General features: G+C 43.0%; 14 protein-coding genes. 2 read left to right on the top strand and 12 right to left on the bottom strand.

Translation table 11 applies throughout. The features are described from left to right. Positions 1-29: 29 nt before the first annotated feature. The 5 genes from TY16_RS11780 to TY16_RS11760 all read right to left on the bottom strand — a co-directional run bounded on the left by TY16_RS11780 (position 30) and on the right by TY16_RS11760 (position 3822). Positions 30-362: a DUF3817 domain-containing protein gene (locus TY16_RS11780; RefSeq protein WP_043932132.1), complete on the bottom strand. Its 333-nt coding sequence runs from the start codon at positions 360-362 to the stop codon at positions 30-32. A gap of 89 nt (positions 363-451) precedes the next feature. Next, positions 452-1438 (bottom strand): DMT family transporter, encoded by a 987-nt coding sequence (locus TY16_RS11775; RefSeq protein WP_043932131.1) that lies wholly within the window; start codon positions 1436-1438, stop codon positions 452-454. An 11-nt stretch (positions 1439-1449) separates the two neighbouring features. Continuing rightward, positions 1450-1692 (bottom strand): DUF2164 domain-containing protein, encoded by a 243-nt coding sequence (locus TY16_RS11770; protein WP_043932130.1) that lies wholly within the window; start codon positions 1690-1692, stop codon positions 1450-1452. A gap of 321 nt (positions 1693-2013) precedes the next feature. Further along, complete coding sequence (locus TY16_RS11765; protein ID WP_043932129.1) at positions 2014-2829, bottom strand: YitT family protein; 816 nt, start codon at positions 2827-2829, stop codon at positions 2014-2016. Between the two features lie 261 nt (positions 2830-3090). Next, positions 3091-3822: a ZIP family metal transporter gene (locus TY16_RS11760; protein ID WP_043932128.1), complete on the bottom strand. Its 732-nt coding sequence runs from the start codon at positions 3820-3822 to the stop codon at positions 3091-3093. Between the two features lie 477 nt (positions 3823-4299). On the opposite strand from TY16_RS11760, the gene TY16_RS11755 reads away from it, so the two are divergent. Both TY16_RS11755 and TY16_RS11750 read left to right on the top strand, forming a co-directional pair. Continuing rightward, complete coding sequence (locus TY16_RS11755; RefSeq protein ID WP_043932127.1) at positions 4300-4530, top strand: hypothetical protein; 231 nt, start codon at positions 4300-4302, stop codon at positions 4528-4530. 298 nt (positions 4531-4828) lie between these two features. Continuing rightward, entirely contained in the window at positions 4829-4963 is a 135-nt protein-coding gene (locus tag TY16_RS11750) for a BA3454 family stress response protein (protein WP_043932126.1), read from the top strand. Between the two features lie 411 nt (positions 4964-5374). Here the strand turns inward: TY16_RS11750 and TY16_RS11745 are convergent, their stop codons facing one another. The 7 genes from TY16_RS11745 to helD all read right to left on the bottom strand — a co-directional run bounded on the left by TY16_RS11745 (position 5375) and on the right by helD (position 12835). Next, entirely contained in the window at positions 5375-6064 is a 690-nt protein-coding gene (locus TY16_RS11745; protein ID WP_043932125.1) for a hypothetical protein, read from the bottom strand. 199 nt (positions 6065-6263) lie between these two features. Continuing rightward, the gene (locus tag TY16_RS11740; protein WP_197028473.1) at positions 6264-7199 is read right to left on the bottom strand and encodes an NAD(P)H-dependent flavin oxidoreductase; all 936 of its coding nucleotides are present in this window, start codon (positions 7197-7199) and stop codon (positions 6264-6266) included. Between the two features lie 657 nt (positions 7200-7856). Further along, positions 7857-9092 carry a glutathionylspermidine synthase family protein gene (locus TY16_RS11735; RefSeq protein ID WP_043932123.1) on the bottom strand — a complete coding sequence of 412 codons (1236 nt, stop codon included), beginning with the start codon at positions 9090-9092 and terminating at the stop codon, positions 7857-7859. Then, a complete protein-coding gene (locus TY16_RS11730; RefSeq protein ID WP_043932122.1) occupies positions 9089-9553 on the bottom strand; it encodes a hypothetical protein in 465 nt (154 codons plus the stop codon). The genes TY16_RS11735 and TY16_RS11730 overlap by 4 nt, the downstream gene beginning before the upstream one ends. A 10-nt stretch (positions 9554-9563) precedes the next feature. Next, positions 9564-9962: a DUF350 domain-containing protein gene (locus TY16_RS11725; RefSeq protein WP_043932121.1), complete on the bottom strand. Its 399-nt coding sequence runs from the start codon at positions 9960-9962 to the stop codon at positions 9564-9566. Between the two features lie 21 nt (positions 9963-9983). Continuing rightward, the gene (locus TY16_RS11720) at positions 9984-10373 is read right to left on the bottom strand and encodes a hypothetical protein (RefSeq protein WP_043932120.1); all 390 of its coding nucleotides are present in this window, start codon (positions 10371-10373) and stop codon (positions 9984-9986) included. A gap of 134 nt (positions 10374-10507) precedes the next feature. Next, positions 10508-12835: an RNA polymerase recycling motor HelD gene (gene helD / locus TY16_RS11715; RefSeq protein WP_043932119.1), complete on the bottom strand. Its 2328-nt coding sequence runs from the start codon at positions 12833-12835 to the stop codon at positions 10508-10510. Positions 12836-13043: the final 208 nt, after the last annotated feature.

The raw sequence follows: 13043 nt of genomic DNA, 5'->3' as shown, positions 1-13043 counted from the left end.
CTTCATTTTTAAAAATAAGAAAAGCCCCTTTACAGGAGCTTGAAATTTGATTGAAGTTCCGTTGTTTTGCCTGGATCTTCCCTTTTAAGTTTTCCTTCAAGCCAAAACATACCGAATGGAATGAATGAAGAAATGAACGCTGCGGCAGCAAATTTGATGCTCCATTTGCGGTTCATCCAGGCTAGGAACAGGAAGAAGGTGAACAGAACGAATAATGCCCCGTGAACCGAACCTGAAATACGGACGTAAATTGGGAAATCCGCGATATATTTTAGGGGCATGGCAATGAATAAGAGAAACAAGTATGAAAGGCCTTCCAGGAATGCTATGACACGAAACCGGCCGATGTGGGTTTTAAGCATGAAACCGTCCTCACTTTAACTAGAATTGTCCTTATCCTATCATATGAGCACTATTATCAACAGTATTATGGTGGAAATTTAATGAATATTTAAGAATTATTTGAAACGTTTTTGCCATGACGATGAGGTGAAGCAATTTTTCTTTTGGGGAAGACTTTTGCTGAAGCCATGCTATGCAGGGTCATTCCAATAATTACAAGGAAAATTCCTGCAGTGGACAGTGTTGACGGGAACGGCGCTGCAAGGAACATGATTTCCCCCGCCAATGCGAACAGAATTTCAACTGACTGTGTGGCTTCTACCGCGGCCAGTTTCTTCATATTTCCCCTGACCAGGTCTGTAGCCATAAAGAAAAGGATGGTCGCAATTACACCTGAAGTTATCGCAACTGCAGCCGATTGAGCAATCTGCCCTCTTGAAGGAAGCTCTTGTGTCAGCATTCCATATATTGAAAGAATAAACCAAAACGGCAGACTTGCCAGTGTCATTCCGAGTACGCGCTGATAGGTATCAATCCTGCCTCCGGTCTTCTCCATCATCTTCCTGTTCCCAAGCGGATAGGCAAATGAGGCAATGATAACGGGAATGATCCCCATTAACATATCAGTGCGCGAGAGTCCCTCGGCGTGCTCTAACTGCATAAGGGCAATACCCATTAGAATGATGACAGACATGGACAGTCCTTTAAAGGGAATCTTTCCTCTCATAGTCTTCCCTTCTATTGTTTCAAAAAAAAGCGGCGCCAGCAAAGAGCCGGAAATGATTGTTACCGACCATGTCCCCGCAATCAGCCATCCAGGCGAATAAGCGGCAGCAAGGCAAATCGGAGCATAAAAAAGCCCAAAACCTACCGTGCTCCATACGAGCCAGGAAAACGGATGTCTGCGCATTTCATTTAAAAGAGGCCGGAGATTTTTCCTGGCCGCTACGAGCACGACTAAAAACGGGACCATAAAGAAATAACGAAGCGAGGCACTCCAAATCCAGTGGCCTCCCGACAAGTCCATTGAACGGTTCAAAATGAAGGTAAACGCAAAAAAGAATGCTGAGGCAATTCCAAGTACAATTGGTTTCATTCTTGTCCCACCTACTTAACAGGTCTCTCGAGCGAATATAAATCCTCTTCCAGCTGCAGCATTCTTTCCAATGCCGTTTTTCGCGATTGGTTTACTCCCTCATTGAAGTAATGAGGTCCTAACTTTTCCTTGAAAAACTCCAGAAGCTGCTCGGCCTCTAAGTTGCCTATCTCCTCTTCTCGCTCTTTTGTATAGAATCGTTGAATTTCATAAATAAGCTGGTCCTTCTGATCCTTTGAAAATTTCAATAGCATAGTAATTTCTCCTTTATATCTTTAATTGAGTTTTGAAGGTGGGAACAGCCGGTAAAAAGAGTGCATGCCGTACTTCATTTCGCTTATGAAGGTGGGAACAGCCAGAAAAAAGAGTACGTACCGTCCTTCATTCGGTCTATGAAGGCGGGAACAGCCTCAAACAAGTGTGCTTACCCACGGCCAGTACGAGCCGGCAAACAGTTTCCACTATCAGTTAATTCCAATTTCACATTATGTATTTCAGTTTATTCTCCACGGATGATTAAAACCCTTTTTTTATAAAAATAAAGCCGGTACCTTTATGAGGGTACCGGCCTTGGTTCACGTGGTGGGTCTATGGAATAGCCCGACCACTTCGACTGTCTTTGTGATATTCACGAAGGCTTGCGGATCAACCTGCTTAATCAAAGATTTTACTTCTGCCAACTCATAGCGGGTAATGACTGTCATCAGGATATTGCGCTGCTGACTGGAATAACCGCCCATAGCATCAAGCACAGTGAGGCCACGGTATACATTTTCCACGAGCTGCTCCCTCATTTCGTCTCCCTTTGTGGTTATGATCATTAAGGTAAGCTTCACATGGTGAGTGTAGACTCCATCAATGACTTTCCCGGTTACAAAAATTGAAACAAGCGTATTTAGTGCTGTGTCCCAGTTAAATAAAAAGCCGCTAAAAGCGATGATAACACCATTCATTGCTGATAAAAGTGTCCCAATTGGGAAGTCCTTTTTTCGGGAAACAAGCATGGCAATGATATCGAGGCCGCCGGAAGAGGCAGATTCTCGCAAGATCAGTCCAATTCCGAGTCCAGCCAAAGCACCGCCAAATATCGAGGACAAAATGGTGTTGTGGGCAAATTCATATACCGGTATAACAGATAGCCCTAAAGAAATGATGACAACCGAAACCATTGTGTTGGTAATGAATTTTCTACCAAGTTTCTTATAGCCAAGAACAAGCAGGGGAAAATTCAGCAGAAAATTAGCAAGCCCCGTGTCGATCGGGGTAAGTATCCCAAAAATCATCGAAATTCCACTCAAGCCGCTTGATAGCACTTCATGAGGGATCAAAAACAAATTAAACGCAGCTGCAATGATTATGGATCCGACTGCGATAGCTAGTAGCTGCATCAAGAACTCCCCCTAACCGAAAACATTCTTTTTCTACAATAACAGCTTGGGGGTATCGAAGTAAATTTGATAGTTTATTTCTACAATTGAAACAACTGAGGTGTGTTCTCCGCGGTGAACTAGCCACCACTAAACGATTTGAGCCACTAGTAGTTAACTCCCTCTACTCGTGGATGACTTTGGCAGAATCAATCGGATTTTTACTAATCAGTGGAAACCCCTATCAAATAAAAAACAAAACACAGCCGAATTTTGCGGCTGTGTTTATCCGAGGTTTTCAACCATAAATAGCATAAGAATTAGACCGATAATGAAGGAGTAGGTTGGAAAATGGACACTTTCCCCTTCCTGGCTTTCCGGTATAAGCTCTTTGTAAATAATGAACAGCATGGCACCTGCAGCTATACTTAGGCCGAACGGGACAATACCATCTATTTTGGAGGCAAGGCCGTATCCAATCAGCGAGGATAGAAATTCAACGAGGCCTGTCCCTGTAGCAATTAATAATGCCCACCACTTGGATATTTTTTCTTTAATTAAATAAAGTGCGACGAGAAATCCTTCAGGTGCGTTTTGCAGCCCTATGGCAAAAGCAATCAAACCTCCGAGTGAAGCATTATCGGAACCATAACTTACACCAACAGATAGGCCTTCTGGAATGTTATGGACTGTCATTGCACAGAGCACTACGAATGTGCTTTTTGAAATGTTGATATTTAGACGAGAGTTATCGAAGTCCAGCTTACAGAAAAATTGGTCAAGCAGGTTTAATAAAAAGGTCCCTGCAAGCAGGCCGAAACCTAAAATCCAGAGGTTTGAGGTTTTCAGTGCTTCCGGGATCAAACTGAAGGCTGAAGCGGCCAGCATAATGCCTGAAGCAAGTGCCAGCAAATTGTACCTGAATTTGTTTGAGATTCCTTTTACAAAAAGAATGGGCAAAGCTCCGACACCCGTCGCCAATGCCGAGATAAGACTGCCAATAAATACACTTTCCATATAATCCTCCGACAGATGACTTAAGTTGCATTCGATAATTAGTACCCAGTTGCTTTATGTTTTAATCACTGGAAATTGTTCTCTTTTTAGAGACAGGAATTTAATACTTCAATATGAATCCGTTCAATAATTACTTCGAATATTTGAAAGAAGATAGTTTCGAGTCCTCATCCTTCTCTTCTAGCTTTACCATGGTCAAGGGTGAAACTTTTCTTGACCAGCTCTATCCTTTCAAAACGCTGCTGGATTGTCTTCTGCTAGTTTAGTTTCGGTTCAAGTACATTTTAGCTGAAGAGCGGCATCGAAATGTACTCGAAATCAAATTTCAAGGACATTTCAGGCATCCCCGATATCAAATCGTACTCGAGTCTAAATAATAATTTTATTCAGGAATTTTGTAAAAAGGTGCAGGATTTTACGGTATTTTGACGAAATGTAAGGGTATGGAGAAAAAGACAATGTTAGGGGGATAAAGGAATGGATAAGGTTACGCATATTTCATTTATTCTTTACCACTCATCAGAGGATCCTGACGTACGGTCGAAAGCACTTGATTTATTAAATGGAGAAACTTCTTTGCATGAATTGCGGAAAGAGGCCGGGATGCTCCATCTCTTGGAGGCGGCCGAAGCAATCGTGAAAAAGCAAAAAGCCAATAAAGATGATATTCAGCGTTTCGTTGAAGAACATCTGCTGGTTGAAGCATAACTACTACTCCCGTACTTGGGAGTTTTTTTATTTAATGCTGTAACCTTTAGAGTAAAACTAACGACTAAAGATATAACCGGTTTTTATTAGTGTTTCTTGATGCCCAATTTGTGGTATAATTAAGGACTGGTAACTTTTGCTTGGTCTCCTTTGCCTTGACTTCAGCGGCTTTTATTTTTAAAAAAAAGCATGCATTGTCCTGCTGTGAATACGATTTTTATATCGGCAGGTTTAGTCAGCGAAAATGCGGGAAACTAAAGTATTGTTATACTAATATAATAATGGAAGGATGGTAAATATGGTACAGGTAAATGTAAAAGTTGAGTACCTTGGCCGCAACTACTTGACGAATGTGATTGCAAATCCTCATGCAAGTGAAGAAGAAATTATGCAGCTCGCACTTGAGCAAGTCAAGAAACAGTGGGGATTATAGAATGACACTAACCCTTGGGGAAGTAAATTTACGATAGACGGAGCATTTCCGCTTTAAAAAGCAGATACGGAAATGATTCCGTCTATTTTTATATCCAGCTCCAGCTCCAGCGCCTACGCGTGCGCAAACTTCAGGTCTCCTCCCTACGATAAGTCATCATCGAATCGCTGTCGCTCTTCGTGATTCCTTTATCCCACTCTTAAGGCTCAGTAAGCCTCCTACGTCGGCAACTGATCCTAAAGGTCCGATTCGTTCAACTAACCATCAGCAAAAATCGCTGATGGAAGTTTCACTTTATCTCAGTCGAAGCCCCTCCATTTTGTACGGCGATGACCACTAAGGGAAGCTCCTGAGAATAATCACCGCAGGGACAGGCGGTTTTTGCCTGTCACGAAGGCGCCTGCGCTTTTGTTAATCAAGTTCGTATCCGGTCATTGAATCCATATTGCTTGCTATCATGGCGATAATTGTGCTCGCCTCTTCTTTTGTAAATATAAAGTTAGTTTCATCTTTGATCAGTTCATCATCTTCTGTCCAAAGTCGGTTGATACGCCGCAGGACGCCGTCTCCGGTTTCTGGTACAACTCCAAACTGATACGTCACCTCAACTTCGTCTTCTTTAAGGAAAGCAGTGACTTCAGGAGTTTCCCATTCTACATCGATTTCCTCATAAACTTCATCATCGGAATATGCAATAACAGTAACGTCATCATCAGCATCAGCATAATCCAGGGTGTCTTCGTCCAGGATATCAACATATTCATCCAGTTCGTCGTCTCCATCCATGTATTCGTGGAAGCTTTCATGGACGGCATCGATAATATTGTCAATATCTGGCAAAATTGTCCTGGCTGGCTGCTCGAGGTCTGCATCGATCGTCTCCATATAGAATTCCTCGTTGTGGGGGTCAAAGAACAACGTACAGAAATAATCACGGCCATCGGTATCACAATCCTGCTCGGTATCAACAAAAAACTCGATTCTTGGATGCCTGGAGCCACGTTCAATTGCCATCTGGCCGGCCTGATCATATTTTTCGCAAATTGATTCCAAGTGGTCCTGCAGTTCAGCACTGACTCGGTCAAACCATTCCATTGACATTTGCAATCTTCCCTTCTTTTGTATTCTCGATTAGTATGCTCTTAGGCAGCAGAATGTGAACTGGCACATTTTTGAAAACAAAAAACCGAGCCTTTTGAGACCCGGTAAAAGAGGTTTGATTCTTGAAATTTTATAAAGTTTCTCGAGTACAATTTGAAGTGCTGCCGGACCAGAAATAATAGACCGAATCCATTTAGAGTTAAACTGCTTGTTGGGTTACAAAATCATATTCTGCAGCAATCGTTTCAATGATTGTTTTGACCGGCAGAATTTTGTCAATTTCGCCGACCCTTGCTCCCGCGAAAACTAGGCCCATGTCCACATCACCATTCAACGATCTAAGTAGTGAATCCATCGTGCAGAATCGATAAGTACAGCTTTTCAGGCAGTCATTGCATTTCGCCACTTTGTATTTGCCGTTATCCTTGATAATATCAGCAAATGTATTCCGAATTGCTCTGCCATGTAAGCCAACAGTCGTTTTAACGAGCATCAAATCTTCCTCTTTAGCTTCAACATACTTTTGTTTAAAAGATAGCGGAGCGTCACATTCTTTGCTTGCAACGAACCTGGTGCCCATTTGCACGCCTGAGGCGCCCATTTGAATTGCTTTGGCAATATCGGCTCCGGTTAATATTCCTCCCGCAGCAATAACCGGGATTTTAACAGCTTCGATTACTTCCGGCAAAATATCAAACATTGGCCGGTCGGTACCAAGGTGCCCGCCTGCTTCAAAGCCCTCAACAACTACCGCTGATGCCCCTAGTCGTTCGGAGAGGTTTGCCAGTTTCGGTGTTGAGACAATCGATAGAACAGGTATTCCTGCTTCTCTGCCCCAGGCATACATATCCCTGGAAATCCCAGCTCCAGAAATGATGAAATCAACTTTTTCTTCTATAGCTGTCTTCATTTTTTCAGCAAAATCTTTCACGGCGAATAAAACGTTAACCCCGATATATCCTTTACCCTCTGAAAGCTCACGTGCCTTGCGGATATGATAGCGTAATTCATCAGTTGTTATGCCCGTCCCGGATATAATGCCTATTCCGCCTGCTCGTGCAACGGCGGAAGCAAGGCCGCTCAGGGAGATTCCTACACCCATGCCTCCCTGGATAATCGGATACTCGGATTCCATATGGCCAATCTTTAATTGTGGAAGCTTCACTTTGGGTTCCTCTTTTCTTTAGCTGATACGGTTATTGTATACTTATATTCAGAATAAATAAGTGATATTTATCACCAGGTACTAATAACTGATATAATTTTATGTGGATACGGTTGGTTGCGGAGGTGCATTTTACCAGTATAAAAACCTGGTTTTTTTGTTTATGTATGGACAATGCGAGGTATATAGATAAGGCAAGACCAAAACAAAACAGGAGGGACTGGTTCAAAATGCAATACGCACGAGAAACAGCGACTCAAAGGTTAGTGTTTGGGCTTGCAAGTGGTGAAGGGACATTTGCAGAGCTGTCGAAAGGCACGCTTGTCCATAATCGATATATTTAAGATCGATTCGACCCCGTGCAAATCGTTACCCTAGCTGCTTTTAGTAAGTCTACGTCCTAAACTTTTTAGGGCAAAGGGAATGGTCCTGTTTTTACGGGACAGAAAAAAGGTGCAGACCAATCGGTTTGCACCTTTTTTCATTATGAATGACATTTTGAACGAAAAACGTAGCCAAGTGTCATTCATTGGCTAAATAAATAGCCAAACAGTGCCAGGCACCCCCCGATTTTCTTTACACAACCATCGCATCATATCAGCTGGGTGACTGGAAATGATAACCGTATCACTTTAGCCCAACTGGCAAGTAATAAGATAAGTTATTGGTGATTAGCCCGCCAGCTCTGAAACCGACTGCGGCAGGCTTCCCCCCTATCAGGAAGCAACCGGTCAGGATATGGCCATGCTGCTCGCCTTTTTCAGTTTGAATGCGCTTAACCGGCAGTTCCGCAAACTCCTGGTAAAGAGAAACGTGTTCGGTATAGGAGGTTTGCTCATCGGCAAGTTCGAGGCTGCCTTCACTTGAAAAGATTTCTACCGTATCTCCCTCCCTGCCGAACACGGGCTTCTTGACGAATTTTTTTCCTTGCTGAAGAAATGTATCGGGTTCGAGGTATGACGGCAGAAAATACTTATTTATCCAGGCATGTTCGAGTTTAGTATAAAACGGGCTCCCTTCTTCATGAAGGTTCCAGACGATTGCCAGTACCGCTTTATTTTGTAAAAGAAAAGCCGACATTGGGTTTATAATTGCCAGTTTGCCATCAAGGACAAGTTCGAGAAGCCAAACACCAATCGGATTGCCTTGATCATCTTGCTCTTTAACCAGATTTTCAATAGGATACGTCTGTCGGTAAAGTACATCTATTTTTACGCCTTGATCATCAAACAATCCTACTCCCCGCTGAATTGATAATTGATCCAGCGGGATAAATTTAGAAGGAAGTCCGGAAATTTCCTTTAAATAAATGCTCGTTTCCCGGTCCTCAATATTGTCTCCGTGGGCTGTAAAAATGACAAATGGGTTAATAGCAGAAACAGAGGCTGCTGCAGCTTGAACGCTATTTCTAACAGCAAATGCGAGCTTTGCTTCTAACCCGGAATTCGGGTCCTTCACTCCAAATTCAGTACATACTCTTTCATTGACGAAGAAGCATTCTTTTATAAAGGTCGGCGTGTCTGCATTAATTTCAAGGCATTTATACCCCGAAGCAGTCCTCGCGAGATCCAGGCGGGCGATGGTTGTTTCGCGGAGATTTGATTTTATCCGGAGGAATGGGATTGTTTCCTTTGGGAATCCCATTTCCGCAAGGTTTTCATCATCGAGGTTACGCAGCAATTCATTCGTCTTGAAAAGAATTTCGCCAATGTTGCTGCTCGCTTCCCTTATCTCCTCGAATTCTGACTTATCCTCAAGTGCAATATCGTAGAGCGCATATTCCTCCCCGTAAAGGTCTGGCCAAAAGCTTTCTACCCCGCTGTAGAAGGAGTTTCTTTTTTCATTAGAAAAAGAGGATGTCATGCCACATCCTCCTCCAATGGTTTCACATAAATGACGTAGACTGAACGGTCTTCATCTATTTCGGTTGAGGTTGTTTCCATCAACCCTTGGCCTGGAACATCGACGATATCCTTCAGTAAATACCTGATAATCTCAAAATGTGTATTGACTGCAAGTAAAACGAGCTTTTTATAATTTTCACGTTCATCGTGGCTTCGGAACTCGATATACAAGCCTTTTCCGTGAAAGTTCTCTTCATCCAGTGCGGGATAGTTCCTGCCGACTTCTTTTAAAACAAGAACGTCCTCGTCTCCTTCCATTTCATTCGCGAGAAGTTCATATTGCGTCCCCCTCATGATGAAATATGTACAAAGCTGACGGGCATAAAACTCGTCTATCCCGACATCCGGGGCCTTGTATTCGTAGAAAGGTTTGTATGTTCCATTTCCCTGGTCAATATAATAGGTTAGTTTTTTTAACATGGTTCACCTCTTAATAAGAGAGACATTTTGATACAATCCAGCCTATCGAAATAGAGAGAGAAAACAGCATGGCCCCTACTGCCCGATTGTCTTCTTCAATCGCTTTGCTAATCGAATAGCGGATTGTAATGATTTCAGCGAGATTGAATGCTGCTATCTGTGCAAGAATTCCAATTGTTCCCCAAATGGCCATATCTAAAAGCGATACGGAAAATTCCGCAGCAGCCCCGAGGACGAGCGCAAGTCCGATGATTTTTCCTCCGAGCGACATGGCCGCTGTCAGGTTTTTCTGGCTTATAAGGCTAAATTCTTTAATTTTCGGTGTGCTCCAAACGAACAATATGATACCCGTGGTGAGGAGCGCCAGCCCCACACCAAGATATGCAAAGAAATTTGCATATAATTCCATCAATTTACCCCCTAAATACTATTAACCGCCAGTACTCGTTGAACCCCTTCCAAAACCAGAACTTCCGTTACGGATAGAATCTCCGGTACCGGTTTTTCCTTTGAAGGTAGGACTGTTCCGGTAATTAACAAAGTCTCTGTTTTTATAAAGGGCTGACCTGTTGGAAAAGAACATACCGGCGAAAAACAAATGTCCGAAATAGCTTGAATTACGGTCGTCGCATTCCCAGACACCATCATCTTCGTCCCAATCCCATTGCCCGCAGTCCGTGTTTTCAGGCATCGGCGGAATGTCACCTGATTGCCCGGCTGAAGACTCCCAATCGTCGGAACCAGACGTACTGCAGCCAACGAGGCCAAGCGCCAGAGCGGTTGAGGAAACGGCTGCCATCAGCTTTGTGGTTTTCTTCATATGTGTCCCCCATTTTTATTACTTCCTTAAAGGCAGCTAGTCTCAATAGTTAAGGTGAGGGTTCAATTGCCAGTAAGGGTCATATTGGTTGAGTGTTATGTTGTACGTTTTGATTTTAAAAAGGTTTCAGTTTTTTAATCTGTCTTATTCAAGCCTTCCACCTTAGTATAGACGGTTTTAGGTACTTTTTCCATTAACGGGCTAATCCCATCTGTGCAAAAAAGCAGCAGTTTGTGCATGGCTCGTGTACAGGCCGTGTAGAAAAGCTTCCGTTCACGTTCATGCTTGTATTGGGAAGCATCAAACATGATAACCGCATCAAATTCAATTCCTTTTGCCAAATAAGCAGGAATGACGAGAATGCCTGGTTCAAACGATACGCTTCCTTTTTCAATGAGTCTAACTTGTATCGATTTCAGCAACGAATAGGCTTCCATGCTTTCCTTGGCTGTCCGGCAAATAACTGCGATTGTTCGGTGACCTTCCTTCTGAAGATCATCAATAGCAGCAAGAATACTTACCCGCAGCTGTCCCGTTCCTTCAAGAAGTGTAACTGAAGGCTTCTCCCCCTGCCTGGCAAAAGGTTCAATGTCCTGGCCGTCCTCCAGCAGTTCTCTGGTAAATTCAACAATCTCTTTTGTCGATCTATATGTCCGGTTCAGTGTAATCCGCTCGATTCCTTCTTCTTCAAGGTCTCCTGTCAAAACCGTCAGTGAACCGGTCGCTCCGGAAAAAATCGCCTGGTTAAAGTCACCCAGCAAGGTCATTTTGCTATATGGGAACAGCATGTTTAAAAACTCGAATTGAAAAGGTGTATAATCCTGGGCTTCATCAATGAAAATATGCTTTACTCCTGTCCCGGAAGCCCGGCCTTCAATTAGATCCTGGAGGTATACAAACGGCGCTGCATCTTCCCATTGAATGCTGTTATTCTCAAGCTTCTTCAATGTTTGTTTGCATATTTGGACCCATTCCGGCGGAAGTGTCGCATCGGATTTTTGGGTCTGGAACAATTGCTTATAGTTTTTCATTCTGTCGATAAATCTGAGATTTTTAATCCCATTGAACAAAGGCTTGAACTTGTCTTTTACAACCATTTCCGCAAGAAATTTTTGTTCCCTGTCAAAATCATCAAACGTACTTTCCCGGAATTGGTCTTTTTCTTCAAGATTCTTGAATGCCAGGATATAATCTTCCTTATCGAGGAACTGAATTTGCTCTTCTACCCATGGCTTCGTTTGCTCGGCTTTCATCTCTTTCCGCAATTGTTTGAAAAGCCAATTCTTTACTTCCTGCATTCGATTTGGGATAGAAATATCCCGCGCAAGCGAATAAAAGTAACGGCTAATTTCATCTTTGGACACAAGAACCCTTTTCCTAAAACGAATATCTTTAAATGCGATCCCGTTTTCTGAAAGCTGATCCGTAAATTTATCGATTTGGTGCTTAAAGGAGAGGGACGATTTGTAGCGGATCCCGGCAATCCTTGCTTTGTACGCAGGGCTGTCCTCATTGGACAGCAAATATTCCATCTGGTCAAAATTATCCTCAAGGCTGTAAGCTGTTCCAATCCGGTTATTAAGGTATTCCATAAAGGTCGCCTGGCGCATATTCTCCTCTCCCAACTCAGGAAGGACCGTAGCGACATAGCTGTTAAAAAGCGGGTTTGGCGAGAACAGCATTATGTTTTCGGATGAAATAGTTCCTCTATAACGATATAGAAGGTAAGCGACACGCTGAAGCGCTGCTGAAGTCTTGCCGCTGCCAGCAACACCCTGGACAATTAAATACTGGCTCTTTTCATTGCGGATTATTTTATTTTGGTCACTTTGGATTGTTGCTACAATACTTTTCATCTGGGTGCTTGCCTGGCTGCCGAGTACTTCCTTCAGCATATCGTCACCAATGGTCACGCCTGTGTCAAACATGCCAGAGATTTTCCCGCCCCTGATTAAATACTGCCGTTTGAGCTCGAGCTCCCCAGTGATTTCCCCTTCTGGTGTCTCGTATGCCGCTGGCCCTGGCGAATAATCATAATACACACTTGAAATTGGTGCCCGCCAGTCATATATAAGAAAATTCTCCTTTTTTTCATCCATTAAAGAGGCTATTCCTATGTAAATATTATCAGTGGTGCTTTCCCCTTTTTCATGAAAATCAATTCTTCCGAAATACGGCGAATAGCGAAGCCGGTCAAGAATTTTCATCTGGCGGGTCATTTGTCCTCTGGTCCGCTCGCGTTCACCAAGAAGTTCCGCCTGCTGCCTTAAGCTTGCCGCCGTTTCAATAACATCATCGGGTTCATCGAGGTTTACGGTTACATCCTCCCAGAAGGTTTGCCTGAGATTAAGTACTTCCTCCCCCACATAGCCGCTTTCTTTGATGAGCTTTTTGGCCTGGCAATCAATTTCCTGGATAACATCATTAACTCGCCTTTGCTCTGTTTGTAGTTCTTTATCCATCCGACTCACTCCATTTGCTCATTCGACGTGAAAATATTTACCGTTCTATTCCGGATTACCATATTACCATAGGAAACCCACTCAACCAACTGATTTCTTAAGTCTTTTGGCATGGTTTAGTATATGAAGCTCAATTTATTTTTTTTCTTACTGAAATTAAATTAACAACCATCAAGTTAGTTTACCCCATTTGGAAAAAGAACAATCT

The organism is Bacillus sp. EB01, assembly GCF_000613125.1.
Taxonomy (GTDB): Bacteria; Bacillota; Bacilli; order Bacillales; family Cytobacillaceae; genus Bacillus_D.
The sequence above is the reverse complement of the archived record's forward strand: the minus strand, read 5'-3'. Positions and strand labels throughout refer to the sequence as shown.

Bases quoted from the DNA above. Each gene is read 5' to 3' on its own strand.
- TY16_RS11760 (WP_043932128.1), bottom strand. From the start codon at position 3,822: ATGGAAAGTGTATTTATTGGCAGTCTTATCTCGGCATTGGCGACGGGT.
- TY16_RS11720 (WP_043932120.1), bottom strand. From the start codon at position 10,373: ATGAAGAAAACCACAAAGCTGATGGCAGCCGTTTCCTCAACCGCTCTG.
- TY16_RS11780 (WP_043932132.1), bottom strand. From the start codon at position 362: ATGCTTAAAACCCACATCGGCCGGTTTCGTGTCATAGCATTCCTGGAA.
- TY16_RS11740 (WP_197028473.1), bottom strand. From the start codon at position 7,199: ATGGAATCCGAGTATCCGATTATCCAGGGAGGCATGGGTGTAGGAATC.
- TY16_RS11735 (WP_043932123.1), bottom strand. From the start codon at position 9,092: ATGACATCCTCTTTTTCTAATGAAAAAAGAAACTCCTTCTACAGCGGG.
- TY16_RS11745 (WP_043932125.1), bottom strand. From the start codon at position 6,064: ATGTCAATGGAATGGTTTGACCGAGTCAGTGCTGAACTGCAGGACCAC.
- TY16_RS11730 (WP_043932122.1), bottom strand. From the start codon at position 9,553: ATGTTAAAAAAACTAACCTATTATATTGACCAGGGAAATGGAACATAC.
- helD (WP_043932119.1), bottom strand. From the start codon at position 12,835: ATGGATAAAGAACTACAAACAGAGCAAAGGCGAGTTAATGATGTTATC.
- TY16_RS11775 (WP_043932131.1), bottom strand. From the start codon at position 1,438: ATGAAACCAATTGTACTTGGAATTGCCTCAGCATTCTTTTTTGCGTTT.
- TY16_RS11750 (WP_043932126.1), top strand. From the start codon at position 4,829: ATGGTACAGGTAAATGTAAAAGTTGAGTACCTTGGCCGCAACTACTTG.
- TY16_RS11755 (WP_043932127.1), top strand. From the start codon at position 4,300: ATGGATAAGGTTACGCATATTTCATTTATTCTTTACCACTCATCAGAG.
- TY16_RS11770 (WP_043932130.1), bottom strand. From the start codon at position 1,692: ATGCTATTGAAATTTTCAAAGGATCAGAAGGACCAGCTTATTTATGAA.
- TY16_RS11725 (WP_043932121.1), bottom strand. From the start codon at position 9,962: ATGGAATTATATGCAAATTTCTTTGCATATCTTGGTGTGGGGCTGGCG.